Raw genomic sequence first — 25,559 nt, forward strand, 5'->3', positions numbered from 1 at the left:
ATGCGGCAGTTCCCGTGTCGACTACCGCCAACATCTACAACCACCTCACCGCTCAGGCCACCCGCGAAGCCGTCGGTATCATCGACCGCGCACACCACCACCGACCAGGCACCTACTGCCCGGCTCTCCAGGGCCAGAAGCCCCCTGTCGAACATTGACTGCTGCGACGCGAGGCACTGCGCCAATGAGGCCGAGGAACGCGGGCGCTTGACACATCAACACCGAGGACTCCCCGCCCTTCGGCAGACAAGCGTGCTACGGTGACGGACAGTCATACGGTCCGCCGGGCTTCCGATTGTTGGACATGCCCCCACCCGTAACGGAGTTCCTCAATGTTGCCCTCGCGCATGCCTGCGAGCGCCACGGCCTTGGCCGGAAGCGCCACGCCAGAACCGATCCTGACTTGCGCCACCCTCGTGACACAACCGCGGGTGATCCCTTCCCCCTGCTCTCGGAACATCTGAGCGACGGCCTGTACGCACGGCAGGCCCGTGCGCCCGTCGTCCGCAATCCGGCATCAGGCACTGCCCGCGCCAGGCGCACCTGGGCGCTAACGAGCGCGGCCATTCCTAAGGACTCCCGTGCTGTCGATCTACACTGCCATTGGTTCTGGCCTCCTCGCTGTTTCCACGATCGTGCGCGTCATCGTCCGTGCCCGGCTGACCCGGCAGATCGCCAGCGAGGCACTTGCCAACTCCGAACCCAAGGACAGGCCTGAGATTCTCAAGGCCCTGCCCAAGTGAGTGAGCCCGCTCCCCCGCCTCCCATTTTGTTACTGTCTGCTGGCCACCCAAACACGAAGCTAGCCCCGGCAGCCAGGAGGATACGTACGTGCTGTACCGCGGCCCCGCATCCCTCCTGGCTGCACAGGCCCTCTCCGGAAGCCTCGTGTCGGCAGTCGAGCAAGGCGCACTGCTTCTCCGCGGGCACCGGCCAGGTCAAGCCGAACGGCACACGTGGGAGCGCGGGCTTCGAGACGTCCTGAGCGTGCTCCTGGAAGCCGGCCTCGGCCAAGTTGAGGTGCTGGTTGGATACGACCTACCCTTCACTAACCGGTCGGCCGACCTCGTGCTGGCAGGCGTTCATCCCGCGACTGGGAATCCGTCCTACGTCGTTGTTGAAATAAAGCTGTGGTCACAAGCCGAGCCCGATGGTGAGATCTCGCATCTGTGTCGAGTCCCCGGCTACCCACACCCCATACTCAGCCCGCTCGAACAGGTGCGCGGCTACTGTGAGTATCTGACGTCGTACAACAAGGTGCTGGTCGGCCATCCTGAATGGATCTCAGGTATTGCGTTCCTCCCCAGCGCCACGGAGTTTTCGGTCCAGGGTATCCATACCACGAGCCCAGGCCTCAAGGTCACGATGTTCACCGGGGATCAGCGAGCAAGCTTCATCGACTATCTCCGGTCGCAACTAGCCCCAACAGGCGGTGCTGAGGAGGCCGGCCTCCTCCTCTCTGCGAAGAGCAACCCGACACCACAACTCGTATCGGTGGCTGCCGCCGAGGTGCGCGAGCGTGAACAGTTCGTCCTGCTGGACGAACAACGAGTTGCCCACGAGCTGGTGCTGCGCGCTGTTCGCCGAGCGCAGCAGACGGATTACAAAGAGGTAATCGTCATCACGGGCGGTCCGGGTACAGGGAAGAGCGCCATCGCACTGTCACTCCTCGGCGATCTACACCGACGCGGCATCACGGCTCTACATGCAACCGGGTCCAGCTCGTTCACCACCACCATGCGTCGGACGGCCGGGGCAGGGAATCGTCAGGTGCAGGAGCTGTTCAAATACTTCAACAGTTTCATGACCGCCGAACGGAACGGGCTGGACGTTCTGATCTGCGACGAGGCTCACCGGATCCGAGAGACATCGGCGAACCGCTACACCCGCGCAGCCCAGCGCACGGGGAAGCCCCAGATCGAGGAGCTGATCGACGCCGCGAAAGTGCCGGTGTTCCTGCTGGACGAGCGTCAGGCCGTCCGACCCGGCGAGATGGGCACCGTGGCACAGATTCGGGCCGCCGCTGCCGTCAAGGGCCTGGACTGCCATGTGGTCAAGCTGGACAGCCAGTTCCGCTCTGGAGGTAGCGATGCCTACTTGCGCTGGGTACTACGACTGCTCGGGCCGGAGTCAGGTGGCCCCGTGAAATGGGAGCCCGATGGCAAGGTGACCCTGAAGGTTGTCGACAGCCCCGAAGAGCTAGAGGAGTTCCTCCAAGCCCGCCGTACGGAAGGGTTCAGCGCCCGCATGACAGCTGGGTACTGCTGGAAGTGGACGACTAAGGTGGCCCCGGGAGACCCGCTTCCGCTCGACGTGCGCATCGGGGACTGGGCCAGGCCGTGGAACGTGTACGGCGACCGCTCGATCGCTGGCGCCCCTCCGGCCGCGCTGTGGGCTACCGACCCGGCCGGCTTCGGCCAGGTCGGCTGCGTGTACACCGCCCAGGGCTTCGAGTACGACTGGAGCGGCGTCATTCTCGGCCCGGACCTCGTCTGGCGAACCGACCGCTGGATCACCGACCGGACAGCGTCGAAGGACCCCGTCTTCCGCACGTCCACCACCGACGCCGACATCGACCGCCTGATCCGCAACACCTACAAGGTGCTGCTGACGCGTGGAATGATCGGCACGGTCGTGTACTCGACGGACCCGGAGACGCGCGCCAAATTGCGGGATCTGGTCACCGGGCAACAGGTGAGCCAGATCGAAGTGGAACACGACCGTCGCGGCTGATGGCCACTCACTGATTCCACGCTAGGCACATGGGGCGGACCAGGCTGCACGGCCGGGAACGGCCGTGCAGCCTGGAGTCGGGCGGCACATGGTCAGCGCTGGCGCCTCGGCGATCAGACAGCCCTCTCTCAGCCGGTGTGCGCCTGGTTCAGAGGCTCTCGAGGCTTGCCTCGGAAGACCTGTTGGGCGTGCCACTGCCGGTGTCGGCTGGCGACCGTTGGAGTCCCTGCTTGCGGGCCGATGACCTGCCGCCCGGCCAACGCGAGCACATGCTGCTTGCTGGCCTCGCTGCGTCCGACGAGGCGCTGTGAGACGAGTATGCGGCGCCCCTCCCCCAGGCCCAGGACGCCCTTGTCGAAGAGCTTGTGGTGCAAGGAGCACAGGCACAGACCGTTGTCGACCTCGTCCGGCCCGTGGTACGACCACCACCGCACGTGCGCCGCTTCCAGGCCGACCGTGCTCGCGCCCAGCATCCCGTCGTAGCCACAGAAGGCGCCTGTGCCGCCAGACCACCACCGGCCCCGGCGGCCTCATCGACAAGGGCACCAAAGGCAAGCGGCGGCGCACTGTCCCCATCATCGAAGAGATCCGCGACCTCGTGAACTGGCGCATGACCGTCGTCGGCAACGACCCCATGGCCCGCCTCTTCACCGGGCCGCGCGGCGGCCGCATCACCACCGCCATCCTGCGCGACACCACCCACTGGGACGAAGTCGTCGTCAGCCTCGGCTACGAGTACCTGCGCCGCCACGACCTCCGGCACACCGGCCCCACCTGGTTCGCCGACGCCAGCGTCCCCATCCACGTCCTCCAGAAGATCGCCGGACACGGCCACATCACCACCACCCAGCGATACCTCCACCCGGACAAGAGCTCCATCGAGAAGGCCGGCCAGACCCTCAGCAGGCACCTGTCGGCCGACCGGCACAACCCATCGGCAGCAGCATCCGCCCAGGCGGTGGAGGCGACGGTGCGCCATCTGCGTCTCGTCCAGTAAGCGGCCTCAACGGACGTCTGCTGGAGATCCCCACTGGCCAACCGCCCGCAACGGTCGGCCTGCCATCGTCAACCACCATGCTGTAGAAGTAGCTTGTGGCAGACGATGAAGAAGATACGCCGCCCTGGATCCGGTTTCTGCACCGCGAACAGACCGCACGCAACATCCACGGCAGCCTCCGCACATCTGGAATCGCCACGCCGCTGGATGCCGTACGCGACCTGTGCAACCGCCCGGTCAAGGCCCCCGGCGGAAGCCCTTCTCCGCTTCCGCATCAGTAAGTGCTTCATCTCCCCAGCGGCGGCGTTGTGCCCCTGCACCGGTTGCTCATGCCCTATTCAGCTCGGGGCAGCGGATTCTCGGCGGCCCCAGCCGGGTAGGGCTGCTGGCATATCGCGCAGGCACAGGGCGGGGCCCAACAGGCGACCGGCCGCGCTGCCGCCCCAACGGCTCAACCCCGGCCCAGGAAGCGAAAGGTGGACCCCGCCGTCGAACACGCTCGGCTCCTGGCCGCCGGCGAGAAACACCTCCAACGCGAGGAGGCCACCCGCGCCAGGGAAACCGCCCGCGTGGAAGCCGAGTTGGCCAAGCGCCAGACGGCCCGCCGCCGGGAGGAGGAGGCGAAGAAGCGCGCGGACGCCCAGGCCGAGAAAGAAGCCCAACGCCAAGCCCGGCAAGCCGAAACGGCCCGGCTCAAGGCCCAGGCCGAGGAGAGCACCGCCGAGTGCAACCAGCGCCGGGGGGAACTGGAATCAGTCCTGCTGCTTCGCCCCGAAGGCCTGGAGGCGTGGCACCCGCACGTCGAAGAGGCGTTCGCCCATGAAGGTCCTCAGGGCGTCGCGGAGCGGATCGAGGACCTGCTGCGGCGCTCCCCTGTCCCCCCGGGCTGCCGGACCGCGGCCCAGGCGGTCTACGTCCCCGAGGCCCAGCAGCTCCTGGTCGACGTCGAGCTACCCAACCACGAGATCGTCCCCTCGGTGGCCTCCTACCGCTACGTCGCGCAGCGGGCCCAGGTCGTCCCCCAACCCGCCAAGCAGACCGAGATCCACGAGGCCTACGCCCGTCTGGTGGCCCGCCTAACCCTGCGCGCGCTGGACGAGGTGTTCTCCGCCACCCCGGCCTCGTTCGTGGAGACCGTCATCCTCAACGGTCGCGTCAACACCACCGACCGGGCGACCGGCCAGACCGTCCGGGCCTGCGTCGTCAGCGTCGTCGCCGAGCGCAAGGACTTCGCCGAACTGGTCCTGGACGAGCCCAGGCTCGACCCGCAGCAGTGCCTCCACCGGCTCGGCGCCACCGTCTCCAAGCACCCCCACGACCTGGAACCGGTCACACCCGTCGTCGAGGCCGACCTGTCCCGCTACCGCATCACCACCGACACCGCCGTTGTCGCCACCCTGGACAGCCGGCCCGACCTGCTCCAGATGAACCCCTACGACTTCGAACGCCTGGTGCGCGAACTCTTCGAAGCCATGGGCTACGAGACCTGGCGCACCCAGGGCTCCCGCGACGACGGTGTGGACGCCGTCGCGACACTGGCCGACCCGACCGGATCCACCATCTTCGCCATCCAGGCCAAACGCTCCAAGAACGTGGTCCCGGTGAACACCGTCCGCGCCATGTCCGGTGTCATGCAGGACAAGGACGCCGGCTACGGCATCGTCGTCACCACCTCGTGGTTCGGCAAGGACAGCTACGACTTCGCCCACCGCAACGGCCGCCTCCGCCTCATCGACGGCCGCAACCTCAAGGCCCTGCTCGCCGAACACCTGAACATCGACGCCCTGATCGGACTACCCAAGGTCCCCCCGGGCTGGCAGGCCGGCGACCTCGTGTGAGGTCGAACACGGACCTCTCCGGGCCGACGCCGATGCAACCCAATCCGCCACCTTCGGCTGGTCCAATAAGCCTGCCAATCGAACCCCGTTGGCTCTCCCAGGCAGGCTGTTCAGTCAGGAAGACGTCGGCCTGCTCGGCGACCGAGGCCAAATGCCGGTCGCCGGGGGGATGGTGAACCGCGAGGCTCGACGAACGCGCGTCCGAGTACACCCTGGATCACATATAGCAGTACGCCTGCTTCAGCTGGCCAGGTAGCGCCGGCGTGCTGAAGCCCGCGCCTACGACGAGGACACGCTCGGTGCGGCGTTGGCAGTGATTCGAGCGCGCCAGTAGCTGGCAGCGTCCTGACCCGCCTGCATCCCGCCGAACTCATCAGTCCGCTTCGCGAGCGCGGCAGCAGGCTCCGTGCCCTCGACGTAGGACTCGAGGCCGAGGCTGAGTGCGCTACCACTCAGGAACTCGGCGTACTCGCGCACGGACTCAACAACCGGGAAGCTCGCGGGATTGCCGTGCACTAAAGCGTTCCGGAGACGGCGACGCCTGGCCTCCAACACGGAACCTTCGGCGGTGTAGTACTCAATCAGGGCAAGGTACTCGGCGTGGTCGCTCACACTTTCAAGCATCCGCCTGATCCAGGCACGCTCGGACTTAATGCGGCAGAGCGAGAGTAGATCACTAGAACGGTCGTCAACGAACAGCAGCCATGGACTCGACGAATTGCTCGCGAACAACTCGCAGGTCAGCTCGTGGCACAGTTCCTCCTGCTCTCCACCGCCAAGCAGACACATACGAACGGCTCGCTGAACATCGGAAAGCCACCGAGCGTGCGGCCAGCGCTCGCCGAGGAGATCGAACAACTCGTTGGGAGCGAGTGCTGCGTGCGCTGCCACGTGTTGCACCACACGATCCGAGAGAGGGATCACGCTGCTGATGTCTGCCTCGGAAGGCTTGCGCATCATCATGTCGCGGCTGAACGGATGGTCGGCTGCGGTCTGCACTTCGAGTGCGGCCGCGAGAAATCGGGGAAGCTCTTCACGAGCCATAGCCAAGGCGATGCGCGGGCCGTGTTCCTCGATCGCTCTCCTGGTGATGTCCGCACCGTAGTGATCGTCAGGGATGCTCGTCTCGCGCGACGATGCCTGAAAGCCAAATGAGCTGACCCGACCGGAGCGCAGGAGCCCGTGCTGGACGAGGTGCGGGCGGATCCCGCCAGAGTTGTGGATCGAGACGTTGAGGATGGTGTTCACGGTGCGAACAGCACGGTCCAACGCGCCGGCCGCCGTGGTCCTGCCAAGGTCAACGCGAACCAGGAAGTCCACATCAGATTTCTCGTCGACCAGCTTTGCGACCTTAAAGTGGCCCCCACCCCGTACTAGTTCCCACAGCTCTGCCTTGTGCTCGAAGTCTTGCCCCTCGGGCTCGGCGTTGGGCACCGCCCAATGGGCATCCATGAAGGACACGCCCCCAGCGGAGAGACGCGGGAAAGCCCGCCCCTGGTAGCCGAGCCACACCACGATCGACTGGGCTTCCGCAGGAGTGCCAACATAGGTTCGGGCGTTCGCGATCCGCTTCTCCAGCGGCACGTTCGTCGAACCGACGGGGAAGTCGTGGGGCTCACGGCCGAACGCGACCATCGAGACAAGGTCTCGGAAAGCCATCTTTGCATTGACGCCGCGCCTGCCCAACTGGTCAAAGAGCAGTTCAGCGATCGGACGGTACTCCCGACCTACCAGGGTGCGGTCCTGAGCCGTAGCCACGAGGTCATCCCAGCTGGCGCAAACTGCTTCGTCCGCGTCAAGCGCTCCGAGAAGATCCTTCGAGGCCTTGGCAGCGTCGGTCCAGACGGTGCCGGTGCGGGTCCCCGGTGGCTGCGTCAAAACCGCCGCGGGGCTACGGTCAAGCTGCGAGAAGGCCGCTTGGAATTGTGCGAGCGATGCGACGATGTGTGCCCGGAGGGAAGCTCCGAGCGCATCAACGGACTCGTCGAGGTCCCGGCGCAGTGACGTTCGATTGGCGGCTTTCTTCCAAGCATCGACACCGCTGGCAAGCTCAAGCCACTCCAAGATCTCCTCTACGATCACGGTGAGCGGCAGAACGGTACTGACGCCGTGGCCACGGTCGAGCGACGAGACAAGAGACTTCAGCCAGTCCGGATCGTCAGCGGACCAATGATCACTGACGTTGTAATCGATCATCATCTTCAGTCCACCCCTCGCGCTACCCCGTTCCCGACGGAGCTCCACCCAATTCGTCTTCCTCAGCGTGGCACCAGCCGGCACCCGTACGCCGTGGTGGTCCCCCGCTGGTCCCTGGCAAGGTCACCTAAGGCCCGACGCAGAGGGCGCGGGCATCAACAACCTGCCAACACAAAAGGCCGCTGACCTGGGATTTCTCCCGGCCAACGGCCTTTCCGACACAATGTCGGGACGACAGGATTTGAACCTGCGACCCCTTGACCCCCAGTCAAGTGCGCTACCAAGCTGCGCCACGTCCCGTGGTCTCGGTGCCTGCAGCGGGGCCTGGGGGGCTCTGCTGTGGGCTTCTCGACCTTGTCTCCGGTTGTCCCGGCGACGTGGAAAACAATACAGCACGTCGGGGGGTGCTCGCTGCCAGGTTCGGGGGGTGGGGTGGGTCAGGGGGTGGGGTGGCGGGCGTCGTAGGTGAGGAAGGCGGGGCGGCGGGCGGCGAGGAGGAGGACGGCGGCGACGCAGGCGAGGCCGCCGGTGATCACGGAGGTGGCGGGGTTGGTGAGGGCGGCGACGGTGCCGGACTCGAAGTCGCCGAGGCGGGGGCCGCCGGCGACGACCACGATGAAGATCCCCTGGAGGCGGCCGCGCATCTCGTCCGGGGCCGCGACCTGCATCATCGTGTTGCGGAAGATCATGCTGACGGTGTCGGCGCAGCCCGCGACCGCGAGCAGCAGGAGGCCGAGCCAGAGGTTGTGGAGGGCGCCGAAGGCCGCGATGGCCAGGCCCCAGGCGGCGACGGCGGCGAGGACGGCGACGCCCTGGCGGTGGACGCGGCCGACCCAGCCGGAGAAGAGCGCGCCGATCAGGGCGCCGACGGCCGGGGCGGAGACCAGCAGGCCGACGGTGCCGGCGTCGCCGCCGTAGAAGGTGACCGCGATGGCCGGGAAGAGGGCGCGCGGCATGCCGAAGACCATCGCGGCCAGGTCGGCGAGGAAGCTGGTGCGCAGGTTGGGCTGCTCGCGCAGGAAGCGGAGGCCGTCGAGGACGGAGGCGCGGCCCTTGCGCTCGCCGAGCGGCCGCATGGCGGGCAGGCGCCACATCGCGTAGAGGGTGCCGGTGAAGGCGACGGTGTCGACCAGGTAGGCGGCCTGGGATCCGTAGGCGCCGATGAGGACGCCGCCGAGCATCGGGCCGACGGTGAGGCCGAGGTTCATGCTGACGGTGTTCAGGGCGTTCGCCGCCGGGAGCTGGTGGCTGGGCACCAGGCGGGGGATCATCGCGGAGCGGGCGGGCGAGCTGATCGCGAAGAAGCCGGCCTGGACGGCGACAGCGGCGTACAGGACGGCGACCAGGCCGAGGCCGGCCAGCGCCTGCGCGGCCAGGGCGGCGGAGACGACCGCCAGACCGGCCGAGCCGAGCAGGCCCAGCCGGCGCCGGTCGACGGTGTCGGCGATCGCGCCGCCGTAGAGGCCGAAGGCGACCAGCGGGACGAGGGAGAAGATGCCGACCAGGCCGGTCGCGAAGGCGGAGCCGGTCAGGTCGTAGACCTGGACGGAGACGGCGACGGCCGTCATCTGCTGACCTATGGAGGAGACGGCCTGCCCGGCCCAGACCCGGCGGTAGTCGGGGTGGTCGCGCAGCGGGCTGAGGTCGGCGAAGGCCCGCCGGTACCAGGGGGAGTCGGCGGCCGCCTTCGGCCCGGGTCCGTCCCCCGGTCCGGGTTCCGGTTCGGGTTCGGGATCAGCGGCGGAGGGCACGGAGGACGGGCCGGGCGCGGGGGACGGCATGGAATGTTGATTGTTCGACATAGTCCCTCATGCTCCGCTCCGCCCCCGGACGGCCCCGCACCGGGGCCGCCCCAGCGAAAGCCCGCCCCCGCCCGCGACGCCCCGGCCCCACCCGCGAGGCCCCCGCTACCGGCTCAGCACCTGCCTCTCCCCCGCCTCCACCGCGAAGTCCAGCCGGTTGCCCGGCGGCGGGAACGGGCAGATGAAGTGGTCCGAGAAGGCGCACGGCGGCAGGTAGGCCCGGTTGAGGTCGAGGACGGTGCGGCCCTCGGCGTCGGGTGCGGGCAGGGTGATGAAGCGGAAGCGGTAGGTGTCGATGCCGCTGGTCGTGTCCGCGATCACGCCGCTGAGCCGATCGCCCGACCGGCTGACGGTCAGGGTGCGGTGCTCGCCCGCCACCGTGAAGGCGATCTGCCCGGAGACGGCCAGCGGGCGCTCCCGGCCGTCGGCGTTCGGGACGACGACCGACCGGGCGTCGTCGTCCTCGAACGGGGTGAAGACGGCGGGCACGGCCCACTCGGGCGCGTACGGGAAGGCGGAGATGCCCGCGAACGCCGTCCGGCGGGGTGCGGCCGGGTCGAAGACCCGCAGGGCCAGCTCGCCCTCGCGCTCGATCGGGACGAGCAGCAGGCCTCCCAGGACGGCGGTGTCGGCGGCCGGGTCGCTGTCCGGGCGCAGCAGCGCCTCGCCGTCCACCGGTGCGTCGGCGCCGTCGACCGTGATGCCGTCGGATGCCGCCGCCCGGACCCGGACGCCCTCGGCGTCGGCCCACCAGCGCCCGGGCAGGCCGGGGATCTCGGCGGGCTCGGGCTCCAGCCAGTGCGTTCCGGTGAGTGCGAGCTGGCCGTGCTGCGCGCTCACCGACGCCGCCCGGCCGTCACTCCAGTGCTTCCAGTCCTCCGCGGCCGTCTCCGTCATCGGTCCACCCTCCCGGTCGGTCCGTGGACGGCCCGCTGTTCGGGCCGCCCGTCCTCCGTCATCCACAACACCGTCCGCGCGGACGGATCATTCCCGTCGGCCCGATGTCGCCGAAACCGCAACACGGCGGCAACGCGCCGACACCGGGCACAACACGGGGCACCACTCCGGCCACACACCTACCCCTCGCGGCGCTTCAGCGGACGGAACAGCCCCTCCTGCACCACGGACACCACCAGCCGGCCGTGCCGGTCGAAGATCTGCCCGCGGGCCAGGCCGCGCGCGCCGTGCGCGATCGGGGACTCCTGCTGGTACAGCAGCCAGTCGTCCGCCCGGAACGGCTGGTGGAACCACATCGCGTGGTCGAGCGAGGCCATGTCGAAGCTCCGCTCGCCCCACAGCGGCTCGACCGGGGCGCGGACGGCGTCCAGCAGCGTCATGTCGCTGGCGTAGGTGAGGGCGCAGACGTGGATCAGCGGGTCGTCCGGCAGCGGGCCGTTGGTGCGCAGCCAGACGCCGCTGCGCGCCTCGACGCCCTCCAGCTCCTCCTTCGTCCAGCGCAGCCGGTCGACGTAGCGGATGTCGAAGGGCTGGCGGCGGCTGATGAACGGGGGCAGCTCGCCGAGCCGGGAGCCGACCTCGTCCAGGGCGCTGGGCAGCTCCTCGGGGGCGGCGACGGGCGGCATCGGGTACTGGTGCTCGATGCCGGCCTCCTCGGGTCTGTGGAAGTCGGCGGTGAGGGCGAAGATCGACCGGCCGCCCTGGATGCCGAGCACCCGGCGGGTGGTGAAGGACCGGCCGTCACGGATCCGGTCGACCTGGTAGACGATCGGCACGCCGGGGACCCCGGGGCGCAGGAAGTAGGCGTGCAGCGAGTGGACTGGGCGCTCGTCGTCCACCGTGCGCCCCGCCGCGACCAGCGCCTGCCCGGCGACCTGGCCGCCGAACGTCCGTTGCAGCGCCTCCTCGGGGCTGCGCCCACGGAAGATGTTGAGTTCGATCTGCTCAAGGTCGAGCAGATCGACAAGGTCGTCGACGGGGGTACCCATGGGCACGTTTCCTCTCCGGACTCCGAACAATTCTCCAGCTCAATCGAATCCTTTGGCGACCCGGGTCATTCCCGCGCAGCGGTCCGGAACGCCCAGTTCACTCGAACGAGTAGGCGAGCCGACGAGCAGGTGACGGACGGGACGGCCCGGTCGGCCAGGAGGCCCCCACCGGCCGCACGACCTCCGGCTACGCCCCCAGCCCCGACTCCCGCACCGTGATGTTGAGCCGCCCGAGCAGCCCCAGCGCCGGATCGGCCGTCCCCGGCAGCGTCCGCACCACCCCGTGGTACGCGAACCGGGCCGGGCCGCCGAACACCAGCAGGTCGCCGCTGCGCAGCTCCAGGTCCGTCCACGGCCGGGTCCTGGTCTCGGTGTTCCCCAGCCGGAAGACGCAGCCGTCGCCCAGCGAGAGCGAGACCACCGGCGCGTCCGCCCGCTCGTCGCGGTCCTGGTGGAGGCCCATCTTCGCGCCGTGCGCGTAGTGGTTGACGATCGCGATGTCCGGCGCGTACGACGCCGCCCCCGCGACCTCCCCCAGCGCGGCCCCGTACGCCTCGGCGACGGCCCTGCGCGCCAGGTCCCCGAGCAGCCGCGGGAACGGCTTGACGGGCGCGCCGTCCTCGGCGACCTCCCGGTAGCCGTACGGGTACCAGTGCAGGCCGAGGCTCACCATCCGGACGGACATCATCCCGCCGGTGGGCATCCGCACGGCGTGCAGACCGGCCGGCGGGCGGGCCCACTCCCGACAGGCGGTGACCAGGCGCCGCTGCGCGTCGAGGTCCAGCCAGCCGGGCAGCAGGACGGCGCCGGGGGCCGGCTCGGAGCGCTCGCGCGCGCCCGGGGACCCGCCCGGATCACCGAACAGCTCGCCCTGGATCACCCCACCATCCTCCCGCACCGCGCCCACCCGGGCCCAGCCCCGCGCCCAGCCCGGCCGCCGCCGACGGCGGGCACACCCCCGCGCACCCCGACTCCCGCCCGCGGGAACGCCGACGGCCGCTCCCCCGACCGGCGGAGGAACCCGCGCGGCGGAGAAGCGGCCGTGAAAGCCGTGCACATCGGTACGCACATCCGTACGTCGACGCACCGACAGCCGACGCACCGACAGATCGGCGCATGAACAGATCGGCACATCGGCACCCGGTCGGGCACCGGCACGGTGAGCCCCGGGCAGCCGACACCGACCGCGCACGGGGCCTCACGTGCTCGAGGAGGCCTCAGCTGGGGAGACCTCAGATGCTGAGGGTCTGGCCCGGGAAGATCAGGTCCGGGTTGCCACCGATGACCTTGGTGTTGTTCTGGTACAGGTCGTGCCAGTCCAGGCCCTGCGCGGCGGCGATGGAGCTCAGGGTGTCACCGGCCTTGACGGTGTAGTCGCCCTTGGCGGCCGGCTTGGCGTCGTTCGAGCGGTTCCAGGACTTGGCGCCCTGGTCGGCCTTCGGCGCGGACTTCTGGGCGTCGGCCTTCGGGGCGGCAGCCTTCGGCGCGGCGGCGTCGTTCTTCGGCGCGGCCTGAGCCTTCGGCGCGGCCTGGGCCTTGGGCGCGGCCTTCGGGGCCTCGGCCGGCTTGGCGGCGGGCTTCGGGGTCTGCGCCGGCTTGGCGGCGGTCGAGCCGGCGGCGGTCGAGACCGCCGAGGTGTCGACGGCGGCCGGGGCGCCGCCCTTGGTCAGGCCGGCCTTGACGGAGCAGACGGGCCAGGCGCCCGGGCCCTGCGAGGCGAGGACCTTCTCCGCGACGGCGATCTGCTGCGCCTTGGTGGCCTGGTTGGCCTGCGACGCGTAGGCGGTGCCACCGAACGCGGCCCAGGTGCTGGAGGTGAACTGCAGACCGCCGTAGAAACCGTTGCCGGTGTTGATGGCCCAGTTGCCGCCGCTCTCGCACTGGGCGACGGCGTCCCAGGTGGAGACGGAGGCGGCGGAGGCCGAGGTGGCCGTGACGAGGCCGGCCACCGGCAGGGCCGCGACAGCGGCGCCCGCCACGACAGCCATCCGAACGCGGTTGCGCTTGGTGGCGGTGGAGGTGGTGGCAGCGGCGGTCTCGTTACGGAAGGTCATGAGGTTCCTCTCGACAGCCCCGGGCGGGCATGCGGAACCAGACCCCGGGAAGGGCCGTGATCACTCGCTGCGTCCGTCGGGCGGCCGGGCACGTGTCGGACGTGCCGCTTGCCGCCCCGGCCACCCAGCCGCTCGCCGACGACGTGTTCGAGCGATCGCGTCGGCGGGCACCTGCCACGCCCGGCGGACCGGGGGGCTGTGCGTCGGGGGTGAACCCGGGTGGCGCTCGTTGCGCCGTCCAAGAAGCTACGAGCCGGTCGACGGGGAATCCAAAACTTCGACGGTCTGCCCAGCTCAGCCAAGGGTTACCGGCGGTAACGACCATGCAATCATGCCCGAATTGTCCGCTTTAACCGTCGATTCCTAGATCAAACATCCGGACTCCGTGACTCACCTCACTGTTTGATTCCGGCAGTCCCGGCACCGACATCGACAGATTGCGACCACGAGAACACGTGGTGCGGTCGAATCCGAGGCAATTCACGTCAGCCTCCAGGGGCACCCGTGACGCCTGACACAAGGGCCCGTTGGGCATGGCGACCTCTCCGTGTCCGCCCCAGCACCCCATCCACACCCATCCGAGGAGACCCTGTGCCGCGCATGCTCGACGTCAGCGACGAGGTCCGGTCCGAGATCGGCGACGACGAAGCCGACCGCCTGCTAGGTGGCGACCGCGCCCCCGACGGCTACGAGTGCACCTCCTGCCGGACTCCCGGCGACACGCACGTGGAGCCCACCAGCACCGTGCTGTTCGTCGGCGACGAGACCGCCGTCCTCGCCTTCGCGCACGCCCGCTGCATCCCCTCCCAGGTCGTCCCGGTCTCCGAGGAGCAGCTGGCGGGCGCCGTCCGCAGCATCAGCCAGACCCAGCCCGGCGGCCCGGACCTCGCCGTCCCCGCCGCCGTGCCGAGCGCCCCCGCGCCGGCCCCGGCCGCGCCCGTCGGCCCGGCCCCGACCCAGCCGGCCGCCCCCGGCCAGGCCGCCATCCTCGGCATCACCTGCGGGCTGGTCCTGCACGGCAAGGTCGGGCACGCCTCGCTGGTGGTCGAGCCGACCGGGCCGGTCGGCCGCCCCGGCAGCACCTCGGGCGAGGACGAGTTCCTCGACCTGCTCCAGGACGCCGGCTTCCAGCCCGTCACCGACCTGGACGAGACCCCGGACCAGCTGCCCGGCTGGTCCGTCCTGGTCGCGATGGGCAAGCTGCACGCGATCCTCCAGCCCGCCGCGGCCGGCGGCAGCACCGGCTGGTGGCAGGCGCACCAGCCGCTCCAGGTCACCGACGCCTGGCGGATGGCCGCGAGCCAGCTCTCCGAGGTGACGATGTACGCCGTGCCGGCCGGCATGGTCGGCCGGCAGCCCCGCGAGGACCTGCTGCGCCAGGCGCTGGAACGGGCGGTGGCGCTGGGCCAGGTGGTCGCCGCCTCCCTCCCGCTCGCCGGCACCTGATCCGGCTCCGCGCCCCGACCCGCCGGACGGCCGCCTCCCACCCCCACGGCAGCCGTCCGGCGGGCGCACACCCGCGACACCCAGCCGCGCGCCATGCCCGGGAACACCCCGCCGCACCCCGCCCGCGCCCTGCGCTCCCCGCTCCACTCCGCCGTGCCCGCGTCCGCCCCGGCGTGCCCACACCCCGCCCGGCGCGCGCACCCGTTGCGCACTCCGGCGTGTAGGCGCACCCCCGCCCCCAGGGCCCGCATCCCCCGCCCCTCTCGCTCGTTGGCCCCTACGTGTACAGCTACGACGTCTCCGCGTCCCCCGGCCGGTCCGCCAGCGCCTCGCGCTCGATCCCGGGCATGCGCCCCTCGTACGACGCCGAGCACCCGCACTCCGCGACGCCGATCTACGACGAGCTGTACTCCGAGTACCGGCGCCTCTTCCGCGCCCTGCCCGGTGACCGCTCGAACGAGGAGGACCTGAAGTTCACCGGCTTCGCGGTCCGCGACAGCTACCCGCTGCACGGCGAGCAGCGCCCGTACCCGCCTCAGCAGCAGACCTTCCACACCCTCCCGGGCCAGACGCCGGGCCTCCCCCAGTTCATGCCGGGCTCCCAGCACCACGGCTCCGGCCCCACCGGCGGCCAGCAGCACAGCCACAGCGGGGGCCACACCGGCGCCCACGCCACCCCCCACAGCAACTCCCACACCGGCAACCACACCGGCGGAGGCCACCCCGGCACGCACGCCGGAAGCCACACCGGCCGTCACACCAGCAGCGCCCACCCCGGCACCCACAGCACTGGCCACCACCACGGCCACCACCCCGAGTCCCCCACCGGCGACAACCTCGGCCCCGCCACCCCGGCCCCCGTCCAGGACCAACCCGCCGTCCCCACCGCCCAGTTCACCGACGGTCAGGGCTGGGTCGCGGCCGGCTACCTGGGCGCGGCTCCGCACCCGATGCCGGTGCCCGCGCCCGCACCGCCGGCGCCGCCCGCGCCCGCCCCGGTGATGGGTACGGCCACCGGTCTCGCCCCCGCGCCGTCCAGCGGCGGCCGCCACCGCCAGATGCTCTCCCTCCCCCCGGGCCCCACCGTCGACCACCGCTGACACCCGGCCCGCACCCCGGACCGGCCCCGACCGGGAAACCCACCCCGGACACGCCGGAGGGCCCCGCCACCACCGTGGCGAGGCCCTCCGGCCGTCGGTCGGCGGACCGACCGGTCCTACCGACTGCTGCTGCTCCTACTACTTCTTCTTGCGCTTCTCCCGGACCCGCACCGAGATCGAGATCGGCGTCCCGACGAACCCGAACTCCTCGCGCAGCCGGCGCTCGATGAAGCGCCGGTAGCCGGCCTCCAGGAAGCCCGAGGCGAACAGCACGAAGCGCGGCGGACGGGTGCCCGCCTGGGTGCCGAACAGGACACGCGGCTGCTTGCCGCCGCGGATCGGGTGCGGGTGGGCGGCGACCAGCTCGCCGAGGAAGGCGTTCAGGCGCGCGGTCGGGATACGGGTCTCCCAGCCCTCCAGCGCGGTCTCGATCGCCGGGACGAGCTTCTCCATGTGCCGGCCGGTCTTGGCCGAGACGTTGACCCGCGGGGCCCACTGCACCTGGACGAGGTCGCGCTCGATCTCGCGCTCCAGGTAGTAGCGGCGCTCCTCGTCGAGCTGGTCCCACTTGTTGTAGGCGACGACGACGGCGCGCCCGGCCTCGACGGCCATCGAGATGATCCGGGTGTCCTGCTCGGCGAGGGTCTCGCTGGCGTCGATCAGGACGACCGCGACCTCGGCCTTCTCCAGCGCGGAGGAGGTGCGCAGCGAGGCGTAGAAGTCGGCGCCGGCGGTCAGGTGGACCCGGCGGCGGATACCGGCGGTGTCCACGAACTTCCAGGTCTTGCCGCCGAGGTCGATCATCTCGTCGACCGGGTCGCGGGTGGTGCCGGCCAGCTCGTTGACGACGACCCGCTCCTCGCCGGCGACCTTGTTCAGCAGGCTGGACTTGCCGACGTTGGGTCGGCCGATCAGCGCGATGCGGCGCGGGCCGCCGGGGGCGGCGTCGCCGAAGGTCTGCGGCGGGGCCTCGGGCAGCGCGTCCATGACGGCGTCCAGCAGGTCGCCGGAGCCGCGGCCGTGCAGGGCGGAGACCGGGTACGGCTCGCCCAGGCCCAGCGACCACAGGTAGGCGGCCTCGGCCTCGGTGGAGGGGCCGTCGACCTTGTTGGCGCACAGGACGGTCGGCTTGCCGGCCCGGCGGATGATCTTGATCAGGGCCTCGTCGGTGTCGGTGGCGCCGACCTTGGCGTCCACCACGAACAGCACCGCGTCGGCCTGCTCGATGCCGAGCTCGGCCTGGGCGGCCACCATGGCGTCGATGCCGAGGACGTCGATCTCCCAGCCGCCGGTGTCGACCACCTTGAAGCGGCGGCCGTTCCAGCTGGCCTCGTACGTGACCCGGTCGCGGGTGACGCCCGGCTTGTCCTCGACGACGGCCTCGCGGCGGCCGATGATGCGGTTCACCAGGGTCGACTTGCCGACGTTCGGGCGGCCGACCACGGCCAGCACCGGCAGCCGGACGTGCGCGCCGCCGTCCTCGGCGTCGAAGCCGTCGAGGTCGATGCCCTCCTCGGCCGCGAGGGCCATGAACTCGGCGTAGTCGGCGGCGTCCAGCCCGCCGTGATCGGCGGTGTCGTGCTCTGCGGTCATGTTCGTCTGTTCCGTTTCCCGGCCCGGCCCTTCCCAGGGGCGTGCCGTGCGTACCTGCCCCGCTCGGGGCAGCGCGATGGTTTCCGCCGCGGCGCCTCGACGGCCCGCGGTTCGTTCAGTGGGTCGGACCGGCCTCCACGGCCGCTCCGGTACCCGGTCGATCAGCGCCGGTCCGATGTCCGGTCGGCCGATCAGTCGGTCGGACCATCGGCCGATCGGTCGGTCAGACCGACGACAGCCCGGCCCGCTCCTCCACCAGCCCGGCGATCCGGTCGATCACCTGCTCCAGGGTGAGCTCGCTGGTGTCCACCAGCACCGCGTCCGCGGCCTGGGCCAGCGGGGCCGTCTCCCGCGAGGAATCGGCGGCGTCGCGGCGCGCGAGGTCGGCGGCCATCGCGGTGATGGTCGCCTCGTCCACGCCCTTGGCGCGCAGCTCGGCCGCCCGGCGCGCGGCCCGGGCCTCCACGGAGGCGGTCAGGAAGACCTTGACGGTGGCCTGCGGGAACACCACGGTCCCCATGTCCCGGCCCTCGGCGACGATGCCGCGCTCGGCGACCTCGGCGCAGCCGCGCTGCAAGTCCACCAGCCGGGACCGTACGGCCGGCACCGCGGACACGGCGCTGACCTTGGCGGTCACCTCGGGGCCGCGGATCGGGCCGGACACGTCCTGGCCGTCCACCGTGATGGTGGGGCCGTCGGCGTCCGTCCCCGACACGATGACGGGCTTGCCGCACGCGACGGCCACCGCCTCCGGGTCCTCGACGTCGACCTCATTGACCAGCATCCACCAGGTCATCGCCCGGTACATGGCGCCGGTGTCCAGGAAACTCAGGCCCAGCCGGGCGGCGACCGCCCGCGAGACGGTCGACTTGCCGGAGCCGGAAGGTCCGTCGATGGCGACGACGACCGGGGCGTGCGCTCGGTCGGCAGTGTCCACGGGCGAACCTCTCTCTGAGCATGGGAGCCGGAGCCTGGGCAGGCGGACGGCCGGGGATGTCTCCCTCAAGGTTAATGGACCGCCGCCGTGACCCGCTCCGCCGCCGGTCGGCCCACCTCCGGGCCCGAGACCAAGCCCGAAACCAGGCCCGACCGCCAGGCCCCTCCGACCCGCCCGGACCGGCCCCGCACCTTCAGTCCCGCACGCCCCGCACCTCAGTCCCGTACGCTCCAGCCGCTCGCCCGCAGCGCCTTGGTCAGCCGCTTCACCGCCGTCGGCGCCACCGACAGCTGGACGAAGCCGACCTGCTGCCCGGTCGAGTGCTCGATGACGACGTCCTCGATGTTGACCCCGGCCTCGCCGACCTCCCCGAACAGCCGGCCCAGCTCGCCCGGCTGGTCGCCCAGCACGACCGCCAGGGTCTCGTAGCGGGTGGGCGGCGCGCCGTGCTTGCCGGGGATGCGGGCCTGGCCGGTGTTGCCGCGCCGCATGACCGCCTCGATCCCGGCCGCGCCCACCCGCCGCTCGCCCTCCTCGTCGGCCTGCATGGCGCGCAGCGCGGTGACGGTCTCACCGAGGTCGCGGGCGACCCCCTCCAGCACGTCGGCGACCGCGCCGGCGTTGGCGGAGAGGATGTCGACCCACATGCCGGGGTTGGAGGCGGCGATCCTGGTGACGTCGCGCACGCCCTGGCCGGAGAGCCTTATGGCGGTCTCGTCGGCGTTCTCCAGGCGGGCCGCGACCAGCGAGGAGACCAGCTGCGGGGCGTGCGAGACCAGGGCGACCGCCCGGTCGTGCTCGGCGGCGTCCATCACGATCGGCACCGCGCCGCAGAGCGCGACCAGCTCCAGCGCGGCGTTGAGCGTCTCGGTGTCGGTGTCCGCGGTCGGGGTGAGCACCCAGGGGCGGCCCTCGAAGATGTCGGCGCGGGCGGCCAGCGGGCCGGAGCGCTCGCGGCCGGCCATCGGGTGACTACCGATGTAGTGGACGGTGTCGCAGCCGAGCTCGGCGACCTCGCTGCCCGGGCCGGCCTTCACGCTGGCGACGTCGGTGTACCAGTGGGCCAGGTTGCGGCGCTGGCAGTCGGCGAGCACCTTGCCGACCAGCGCGGGCGGCACGGCGATGATCGCCAGGTCCACCGGGCCGTCCACCGGGTCGGTGATGCCCGCGCCGAGCGACTCGGCGGTGCGGGCCGCGTCCGGGTCGGCGTCCTCCAGGTGGACGGTCAGCCCGCGAGCGGTCAGGGCGAGCGCGGCGGAGGTGCCGATCAGTCCGGTGCCGACGACGACGGCAGTGCGCATGGCGGGTCGCTCTCCTCATCACGATTCTCGACAGGTGCCGGAACCGTCCGGGAGCACCCGCGCCCCATCCTCCCTCATCCGCCCGGCCCAAGTCCCCACCCGCCACCCGGCAACCGAGGGGGCGGCCCCGGCAGCTTCCGGCACCGGCAACCGCCACGCGCCCGCCCCCGTCCCACACAGTGCACGCGCCGCACCCGGAAATCCTGCGACGTCCGCCCCGAAGCCGGGCAGACTGGCCGCCCGGGAAAAGGGAAGGCACGGGCGAGCACCGCGGGAACAGCAGGACAGCACGACGAGCGCCACGCGGCGGGCGACACGCGAACGAAGGGGTTGCGCATGGACGATCAGCACAGCGGCCGGAGCGGGCAGTCGAAACCGCCGGCCGTACCGGCCCACCCGTCGGTCCTGGACTCCGTCGTCGTGTACGCCGAGGGCGCGGTGTGCCGCCGGCGGGCGACCGTCCCGGTCCCGCCCGGCGGACGGCTGCGGCTGACCGGCCTGCCCGCCGCCCTGGACGGCCGCTCGCTACGCGCCCGGGTGCTCGCCGGACCGGCCGGCGCCGCCGTCACCGAGGCCCGGCTGGAGCTGCTCGCCGAACTCCGTGAACCGGATGAACTCCCGGATCTCAAGCGGGACTTGGACGAGGCCAACGAGCGCCGCAGCGCGCTCGGCGAGCGCCTGCGGCTGGTCCAGGCCTCGGTCGCGGAGACCGCCGCGCTGCGCGCCGTCCCCCCGCAGCGCCGGCGCGACGAACCGCTGCGCCGCACGCCCGCCGACGCCTGGCTGGAGCTCGCCGACTTCGTCGAGGAGCGGCTGGCCCGGCTCCAGGAGCGCGCCGAGGAGCTCACCCGGCAGCTGGAACTCGCCGACCACGAGCGCGACCTGGCCGCCGACCGGCTGGAGCGGGCGTCCACCGCCGACCGGACCGAACCGGTCGGCACCAGCACCACCGTCCTGCTCACCCTCACCACCGCGAGCACCCACCCCGACCAGGACCAGGGCCACGACCAGGACCAGGACCAGGACCAGGCCATGGAGCTGGAACTGGAGTACGGCGTCCCCGCCGCCCGCTGGGTCCCGGCCTACCGGCTGTCCTACCGGACCGGCGCCGACACGGCCCACCTGGTCCTGCGCGCCGCCGTCGCCCAGCGCACCGGCGAGGACTGGACGGGCGTGCGCCTCGCCCTGTCCACCGCCGACCTCGACCGCCGCACCGACCTGCCCCGGCTCGCCTCGCTGCGGATCGGCCGCAGCCAGCCCGCCCCGCCGCCCTCCGGCTGGCGCGAGCCCCCGGCCGGCCTGGCCGACCTCTTCACCGGCTACGACGCGGCCGGCGCCGACCGCCCCGCCCCGCGACGCGAGACCCCGATCGCGGTGTCGGCCGCCGTGGCGCCCCGCTCCGCCCGCCTCGGCGGCGTCCGTCCGGGCGGCTCCCGGGCCGAGGCCTTCGCGGCCGAGGAGCAGTTCGCCCCCACCGTCCCGTACGGCGGAGGCGGCCTGCTGAACGCCGACCAGCCGATGCCCGCGCCACCGGGCGCCCCGATCGAGCCGGGCGCCCCGATCGCCCCCGGCGGCTTCGCCGGCTACGGCGCCCCGCCGCCCACCCCTTACCCGGTCGCTGCCGCCGCGCCGCCGCCGCAGGGCCCGGGCGGCTTCCCGCCCGGGGAGGCCCGCCGCCGCGTCGGCCACGCCGCCCCGCCCCCGCCGCCACCCGGCCTCGCCCCGGACGCCACCCTGCTCGACTACCCCGACCTCGTCCTGGCCGGCCCCGAGGAGCCCGCCGCCCGGCGCGGCACCCTGCACCCCCGCCCCGAACGGACCGGCCACATCACACGGCCCGCACAGTTCGAGCGATTCGAGTACGAGGAGCCCGCCTGGACAGCACCCGGCGGCAGCGGCACCACACAGCTCCGCACCCTCGCCCTCCCCCGGCACGCCGTCCCGCCCCGCGAGTCGGCCGGCTCCTTCGACCACCGCTTCGACGCCGCCGCCCCCGCCGACATCCCGTCCGACGGCACCTGGCACACCGTCACCGTCGGTGAGATCCCGCTCGCCGTCCGCCCCGAGTACGTCACCGTCCCCGCCGTCGAGGAGAAGGTGTACGCGACCCTGGTGCTCGCCAACCGCACCGACCAGGCCGTCCTGGCCGGCCCGGCCGAGGTCACCGTGGACGACGAGTTCCTGCTCACCGCCGCCCTGCCCACGCTGGCCCCCGGCGGCACCCGTCGGCTGGGCATCGGTGTCGCCGAGAGCATCGAGGTGGCGCGCCGCACCGAGCTGCACGAGTCCACCACCGGCATGCTGAAGGGCAACAGCACCGTCCTCGACCACCGGGTGCACGTCCAGCTGGCCAACCGGCTCGGACGCGCCGTCACGGTGGAGGTCCGCGAGCGGGTGCCGGTCGGCTCCGACGCCGAGATCCGGATCGAGGAGCGGGCCGACTGGCACGCCCCGACCGTCTCCACGCCGGACTGCCCGCCCAGCACCCGGCTCTGGCGGGTCGACCTGCCGCCGGGCGGACGCACCGAGCTGGACGGCGGCTACCTGATCAAGATCCCGGCCGGAAAGGCCATCGTCGGCGGAAACCGGAGGAACTGAGCGATGACCGTCGAGACCCGTCCCCTCCCCGTCACCCTTCCCCTCCCCGTCACCGCCGTGACCTGCCTGGAGGACCGCGGCCAGGTCGAGCGCGGCACGACGGTCGCGCTCGCCGCGGGCGTGCAGCGGCTGCGCCTCGGCCCGCTCACCGCCCTCGCCGTCGACCGCACCCTGCGCGTCGAGTCCGGCACCGATGGCGTCCGGGTGCTGGAGTCCCGGCTGGTGCGCGGCTGGGCCCCGCGCGCCCCGCTGCCGCCCGGCCCGGAGGACTCCGACCTGCGCCACCGGCTGCACCGGCTGGACGCCGAGAGCCGGCTGGCCGACCAGGCCCGGGCCCGGCTGGAGGCCCGGCTGGCCCTGCTCGCCCAGCTCTCCGCGGACCTGCTGCGCGAGATCGGCGAGGCGGCCGGCCTCGGCGAGCTCGAACCCAACCGCTGGGCCCGGGAGCTCGACCGGGTGGACGCCGAGCGCGAGCGCTACGGCGAGGAGCTGCGCGCCACCCACTCCCGGCTGCGCCGCCTGGAGGAGGAGCGCTCGCAGGCCCTGACCGCCCTGGACGAGGCCGAGGAGGACCCGGCCGAGCTGACCGCCCACCTGGAGCTCACCGTCGAGGCAGCCCGGCCCGGCCCCGCCGAGCTGACCGTCTCCCACCTGGTGCCCTGCGCGCTGTGGCGGCCCTCCTACCGGGCGACCCTGGACGGCGGCGAGCTGCGCCTGGAATCGGAGGCGGTGGTCTGGCAGCGCACCGGCGAGGACTGGACGAACGCCCGGCTCACCTTCTCCACCGCCCGCTCCGCCCTCGCCACCGCCCCGCCCGCGGTGGCCGAGGACGTCCTGGTGCTGCGCGAGCGCACCGACGAGGAGCGCCGCACGGTCGAGGTCGAGCTGCGCGAGGAGGCGGTCGCCGTCCTGGGCCCGGCCTCCCGGGTGCCGGGCGTGGACGACGGCGGCGAGGTCCGGGTGCTGCCCGCCCCCGCCCCCGCGACCGTGCCCTCCGACGGCCGCGCGCACCGGGTGCCGCTGGGCGCCTTCACCGGCCCGGCGGGCAGCGAGTACGCCTGCGCCCCGGAGCTGTCCCCGCTGGTCACCCAGGTGGTCCGGTTCCGCAACGCGGCCGGGCACCCGCTGCTGTCCGGCCCGGTCGAGCTGGTCCGCGGCAGCGGCTTCACCGGCCGCGGCGAGCTGCGCTTCACCGCCGCCGGTGCCGAGGCCGAGCTGTCCTTCGGCAGTTCGGACGGCTACCGGGTGGTCCGGGAGAGCGAGGAGCGCCAGGCCACCGCCGGCCTCACCGGCCGCCAGACCACCACCCGGACGGTCCGGCTGCACCTGTCCCGCTTCTCCGGCCCGGAGGAGCGCGACGAGAGGGTCGTCACGGTGCGCGAGCGGGTGCCGGTCTCCGAGGTGTCGGCGGTCGAGGTGCGGCTGCGCAAGGAGGAGTGCTCCCCGGCGCCGGACTCCTTCGACGCCGAGGGCATCGTCCGCTGGGACGTCCCGCTCGCCCCCGGCGCCCGGCGCACCCTCACCTTGGTGTACGAGGTGTCCGCCTCCGCCAAGGTGGCCGGGCTCTGACCGCCGCGGGCGGCACCCCAGGACCAATCCGGAGACAACGGGTAGAAAAGGAACCATGATCCTCCACCTCGCCCCCCTGGACGACTGGCTGTCCGACCCCGGCCGCCCGTACGCCACCGCGTCGCTGCTCACCGACGGGTTCATCCACTGCTCGGCGGACGAGCGGACGGCGCTCGCGGTGGCCAACGCCTTCTTCTCCGACACCCCCGACCCGCTGATGGCGCTGCTGATCGAGGAGTCGCTGGTGGAGCCGATGGTGAAGTGGGAGGCCCCGCACGGCGCCCCGCCGCCCGGGGCCACTCCGGGCGTGCTGTTCCCGCACATCTACGGGCGGCTGAACCGCACCGCCGTGGTCGGCCTGGAGAAGGTCGAGCGCGGCCCGGACGGCCGCTGGGCCTCGCTCAGCCCCTGGAGCTGACGGAGCCTCCCGTCCCCGCTACAGCCACCCCCGCTCCCGGGCCGCCATCCCGGCCTGGAAGCGGGTGGTGGCGCCCAGCGAGCGCATCAGGCTCTGGAGGCGGCGCTGGGTGGTCCGGGCGCTCCAGCCGAGCGACCGGGCGATCGACTCGTCGGTGAGGCCGGCCGCCAGCAGGCCCAGCAGCTTGCGGTGGTCGGTCTCCGGCTCCGACCCGGCGTCCTCGGTGCCGACCGCCGCCTGCAGGCGGACGGCCCGCTCCCACTCCGCCTCGAACAGCGTGTCCAGCGCCTGGAGCAGCGCCGAGGGGTGGATCACGTACGCGGCGTCCAGCACGCTGTCGCCGACGCTGATCGGGATGATCGCCATCCGGTCGTCCGAGATGATCATCTTCATCGGCAGTGTCGGCCGGACCCGCGCCTCCTCGCCGTCCTCGACGCCGACCAGGATGTTCTTCTCCAGCCGCCCCGGCCAGGCCACCGCCTCCCGGTCGTAGACCGTCCGGAACTTCACGCCCTCGCGCAGCCGCCGCCGCTGCAGGGTCAACGGCGCCACCGGGTCCTGGATGTACGGCGGGCGGTCGAAGCCGCGCACCTGGTACTGGCTGGTCTCGGTGATGTGCTCCAGCCGCTGGGCGATCGCCTCACCGCCGGTCAGCACCTCCACCGAGTGCGCCGGGTCGGTGTACCGCGAGGCCTCCCGGAAGGCGTCCATCAGCCGGTGCATCTCGGCCCGGGCGTAGCGCAGCTCCGACTCCCGGTGGCCGATCAGGGTGCCGATCGCGACGTCCGGGGGGACGGGCAGGTAGCGGTGCCGGTCCACCGGCGCCCGGGTGGCCATGCCCTGCTGGGCCAACCGGTCCAGGGCCCGCACGCTCTGCTGGAACGTCAGCCCGCAGCTCTCCGCCAGCTCCTCCGCCGTGGACTGCGGGCTGGCCACCAGGGCCGCGTAGACCTGCCCGTCCGGCTCCGCCAGTCCCAGCGCGCCGAGGGCCTGTCCGCCGGCCCGCCCCAGTGCTGCATCGGACACGACGC

General features: G+C 72.1%; 19 protein-coding genes, 1 tRNA gene and 1 pseudogene. 9 read left to right on the forward strand and 12 right to left on the reverse strand.

What is annotated here, in order from left to right:
• Positions 1-581 precede the first annotated feature (581 nt).
• Both ACWDCZ_RS21835 and ACWDCZ_RS21840 read left to right on the forward strand, forming a co-directional pair.
• On the forward strand, positions 582-743 hold the full coding sequence (locus tag ACWDCZ_RS21835) for a hypothetical protein (protein WP_449816721.1): 162 nt from the start codon (positions 582-584) through the stop codon (positions 741-743).
• A gap of 88 nt (positions 744-831) precedes the next feature.
• Positions 832-2,733: a DNA/RNA helicase domain-containing protein gene (locus ACWDCZ_RS21840; RefSeq protein WP_449816722.1), complete on the forward strand. Its 1,902-nt coding sequence runs from the start codon at positions 832-834 to the stop codon at positions 2,731-2,733.
• A gap of 128 nt (positions 2,734-2,861) precedes the next feature.
• Here ACWDCZ_RS21840 and ACWDCZ_RS21845 read toward each other — a convergent pair.
• Positions 2,862-3,227, reverse strand: a pseudogene (locus ACWDCZ_RS21845) (HNH endonuclease); the annotation flags it as partial.
• A gap of 38 nt (positions 3,228-3,265) precedes the next feature.
• Here ACWDCZ_RS21845 and ACWDCZ_RS21850 point away from each other — a divergent pair.
• Positions 3,266-3,730 (forward strand): tyrosine-type recombinase/integrase, encoded by a 465-nt coding sequence (locus ACWDCZ_RS21850; RefSeq protein ID WP_449816732.1) that lies wholly within the window; start codon positions 3,266-3,268, stop codon positions 3,728-3,730.
• A 569-nt stretch (positions 3,731-4,299) separates the two neighbouring features.
• Positions 4,300-5,568, forward strand: a complete 1,269-nt coding sequence (locus ACWDCZ_RS21855) for a restriction endonuclease (protein WP_449816723.1) — start codon at positions 4,300-4,302, stop codon at positions 5,566-5,568.
• 279 nt (positions 5,569-5,847) lie between these two features.
• Here the strand turns inward: ACWDCZ_RS21855 and ACWDCZ_RS21860 are convergent, their stop codons facing one another.
• The 7 genes from ACWDCZ_RS21860 to ACWDCZ_RS21890 all read right to left on the reverse strand — a co-directional run bounded on the left by ACWDCZ_RS21860 (position 5,848) and on the right by ACWDCZ_RS21890 (position 13,566).
• Positions 5,848-7,767 (reverse strand): hypothetical protein, encoded by a 1,920-nt coding sequence (locus ACWDCZ_RS21860; RefSeq protein ID WP_449816724.1) that lies wholly within the window; start codon positions 7,765-7,767, stop codon positions 5,848-5,850.
• Positions 7,768-7,990: 223 nt separating this feature from the next.
• Positions 7,991-8,064: transfer RNA gene (locus ACWDCZ_RS21865), tRNA-Pro, on the reverse strand.
• A 137-nt stretch (positions 8,065-8,201) separates the two neighbouring features.
• Positions 8,202-9,545 carry an MFS transporter gene (locus ACWDCZ_RS21870; protein WP_449816725.1) on the reverse strand — a complete coding sequence of 448 codons (1,344 nt, stop codon included), beginning with the start codon at positions 9,543-9,545 and terminating at the stop codon, positions 8,202-8,204.
• A gap of 126 nt (positions 9,546-9,671) precedes the next feature.
• A complete protein-coding gene (locus ACWDCZ_RS21875; protein ID WP_074004698.1) occupies positions 9,672-10,463 on the reverse strand; it encodes a DUF1684 domain-containing protein in 792 nt (263 codons plus the stop codon).
• A gap of 179 nt (positions 10,464-10,642) precedes the next feature.
• Positions 10,643-11,512: an acyl-CoA thioesterase gene (locus ACWDCZ_RS21880; RefSeq protein ID WP_049658849.1), complete on the reverse strand. Its 870-nt coding sequence runs from the start codon at positions 11,510-11,512 to the stop codon at positions 10,643-10,645.
• Positions 11,513-11,699: 187 nt separating this feature from the next.
• Positions 11,700-12,389, reverse strand: a complete 690-nt coding sequence (locus ACWDCZ_RS21885) for an alpha-ketoglutarate-dependent dioxygenase AlkB family protein (protein ID WP_380716915.1) — start codon at positions 12,387-12,389, stop codon at positions 11,700-11,702.
• A gap of 355 nt (positions 12,390-12,744) precedes the next feature.
• Positions 12,745-13,566, reverse strand: coding sequence for a transglycosylase family protein (locus tag ACWDCZ_RS21890; protein WP_449816726.1), 822 nt, complete (start codon positions 13,564-13,566; stop codon positions 12,745-12,747).
• A 591-nt stretch (positions 13,567-14,157) separates the two neighbouring features.
• On the opposite strand from ACWDCZ_RS21890, the gene ACWDCZ_RS21895 reads away from it, so the two are divergent.
• Complete coding sequence (locus ACWDCZ_RS21895; RefSeq protein WP_074004696.1) at positions 14,158-15,012, forward strand: hypothetical protein; 855 nt, start codon at positions 14,158-14,160, stop codon at positions 15,010-15,012.
• 281 nt (positions 15,013-15,293) lie between these two features.
• Positions 15,294-16,112, forward strand: coding sequence for a hypothetical protein (locus tag ACWDCZ_RS21900; RefSeq protein ID WP_449816727.1), 819 nt, complete (start codon positions 15,294-15,296; stop codon positions 16,110-16,112).
• Positions 16,113-16,250: 138 nt separating this feature from the next.
• Here ACWDCZ_RS21900 and der read toward each other — a convergent pair whose 3' ends face one another.
• The 3 genes from der to ACWDCZ_RS21915 form a co-directional block, all read right to left on the reverse strand.
• Complete coding sequence (gene der / locus ACWDCZ_RS21905) at positions 16,251-17,705, reverse strand: ribosome biogenesis GTPase Der (RefSeq protein ID WP_049658414.1); 1,455 nt, start codon at positions 17,703-17,705, stop codon at positions 16,251-16,253.
• A 223-nt stretch (positions 17,706-17,928) separates the two neighbouring features.
• Positions 17,929-18,642: a (d)CMP kinase gene (gene cmk / locus ACWDCZ_RS21910; RefSeq protein ID WP_049658412.1), complete on the reverse strand. Its 714-nt coding sequence runs from the start codon at positions 18,640-18,642 to the stop codon at positions 17,929-17,931.
• 215 nt (positions 18,643-18,857) lie between these two features.
• Complete coding sequence (locus tag ACWDCZ_RS21915) at positions 18,858-19,943, reverse strand: prephenate dehydrogenase (RefSeq protein WP_049658411.1); 1,086 nt, start codon at positions 19,941-19,943, stop codon at positions 18,858-18,860.
• A 336-nt stretch (positions 19,944-20,279) separates the two neighbouring features.
• Between ACWDCZ_RS21915 and ACWDCZ_RS21920 the strand changes: the two genes are divergently transcribed.
• From ACWDCZ_RS21920 to ACWDCZ_RS21930, 3 genes are read left to right on the forward strand one after another with little or no spacing between them, the layout of a single operon-like run.
• Positions 20,280-22,541 carry a DUF4139 domain-containing protein gene (locus ACWDCZ_RS21920; protein WP_449816728.1) on the forward strand — a complete coding sequence of 754 codons (2,262 nt, stop codon included), beginning with the start codon at positions 20,280-20,282 and terminating at the stop codon, positions 22,539-22,541.
• 3 nt (positions 22,542-22,544) lie between these two features.
• The gene (locus ACWDCZ_RS21925; RefSeq protein WP_380779494.1) at positions 22,545-24,110 is read left to right on the forward strand and encodes a mucoidy inhibitor MuiA family protein; all 1,566 of its coding nucleotides are present in this window, start codon (positions 22,545-22,547) and stop codon (positions 24,108-24,110) included.
• Positions 24,111-24,165: 55 nt separating this feature from the next.
• Positions 24,166-24,528, forward strand: a complete 363-nt coding sequence (locus tag ACWDCZ_RS21930) for a DUF952 domain-containing protein (protein ID WP_049659481.1) — start codon at positions 24,166-24,168, stop codon at positions 24,526-24,528.
• A gap of 18 nt (positions 24,529-24,546) precedes the next feature.
• Here ACWDCZ_RS21930 and ACWDCZ_RS21935 read toward each other — a convergent pair whose 3' ends face one another.
• On the reverse strand, positions 24,547-25,554 hold the full coding sequence (locus ACWDCZ_RS21935; RefSeq protein WP_049659479.1) for a helix-turn-helix domain-containing protein: 1,008 nt from the start codon (positions 25,552-25,554) through the stop codon (positions 24,547-24,549).
• Positions 25,555-25,559 lie beyond the last annotated feature (5 nt).

The sequence above is a fragment of the Kitasatospora sp. NPDC001225 genome, assembly GCF_053597855.1.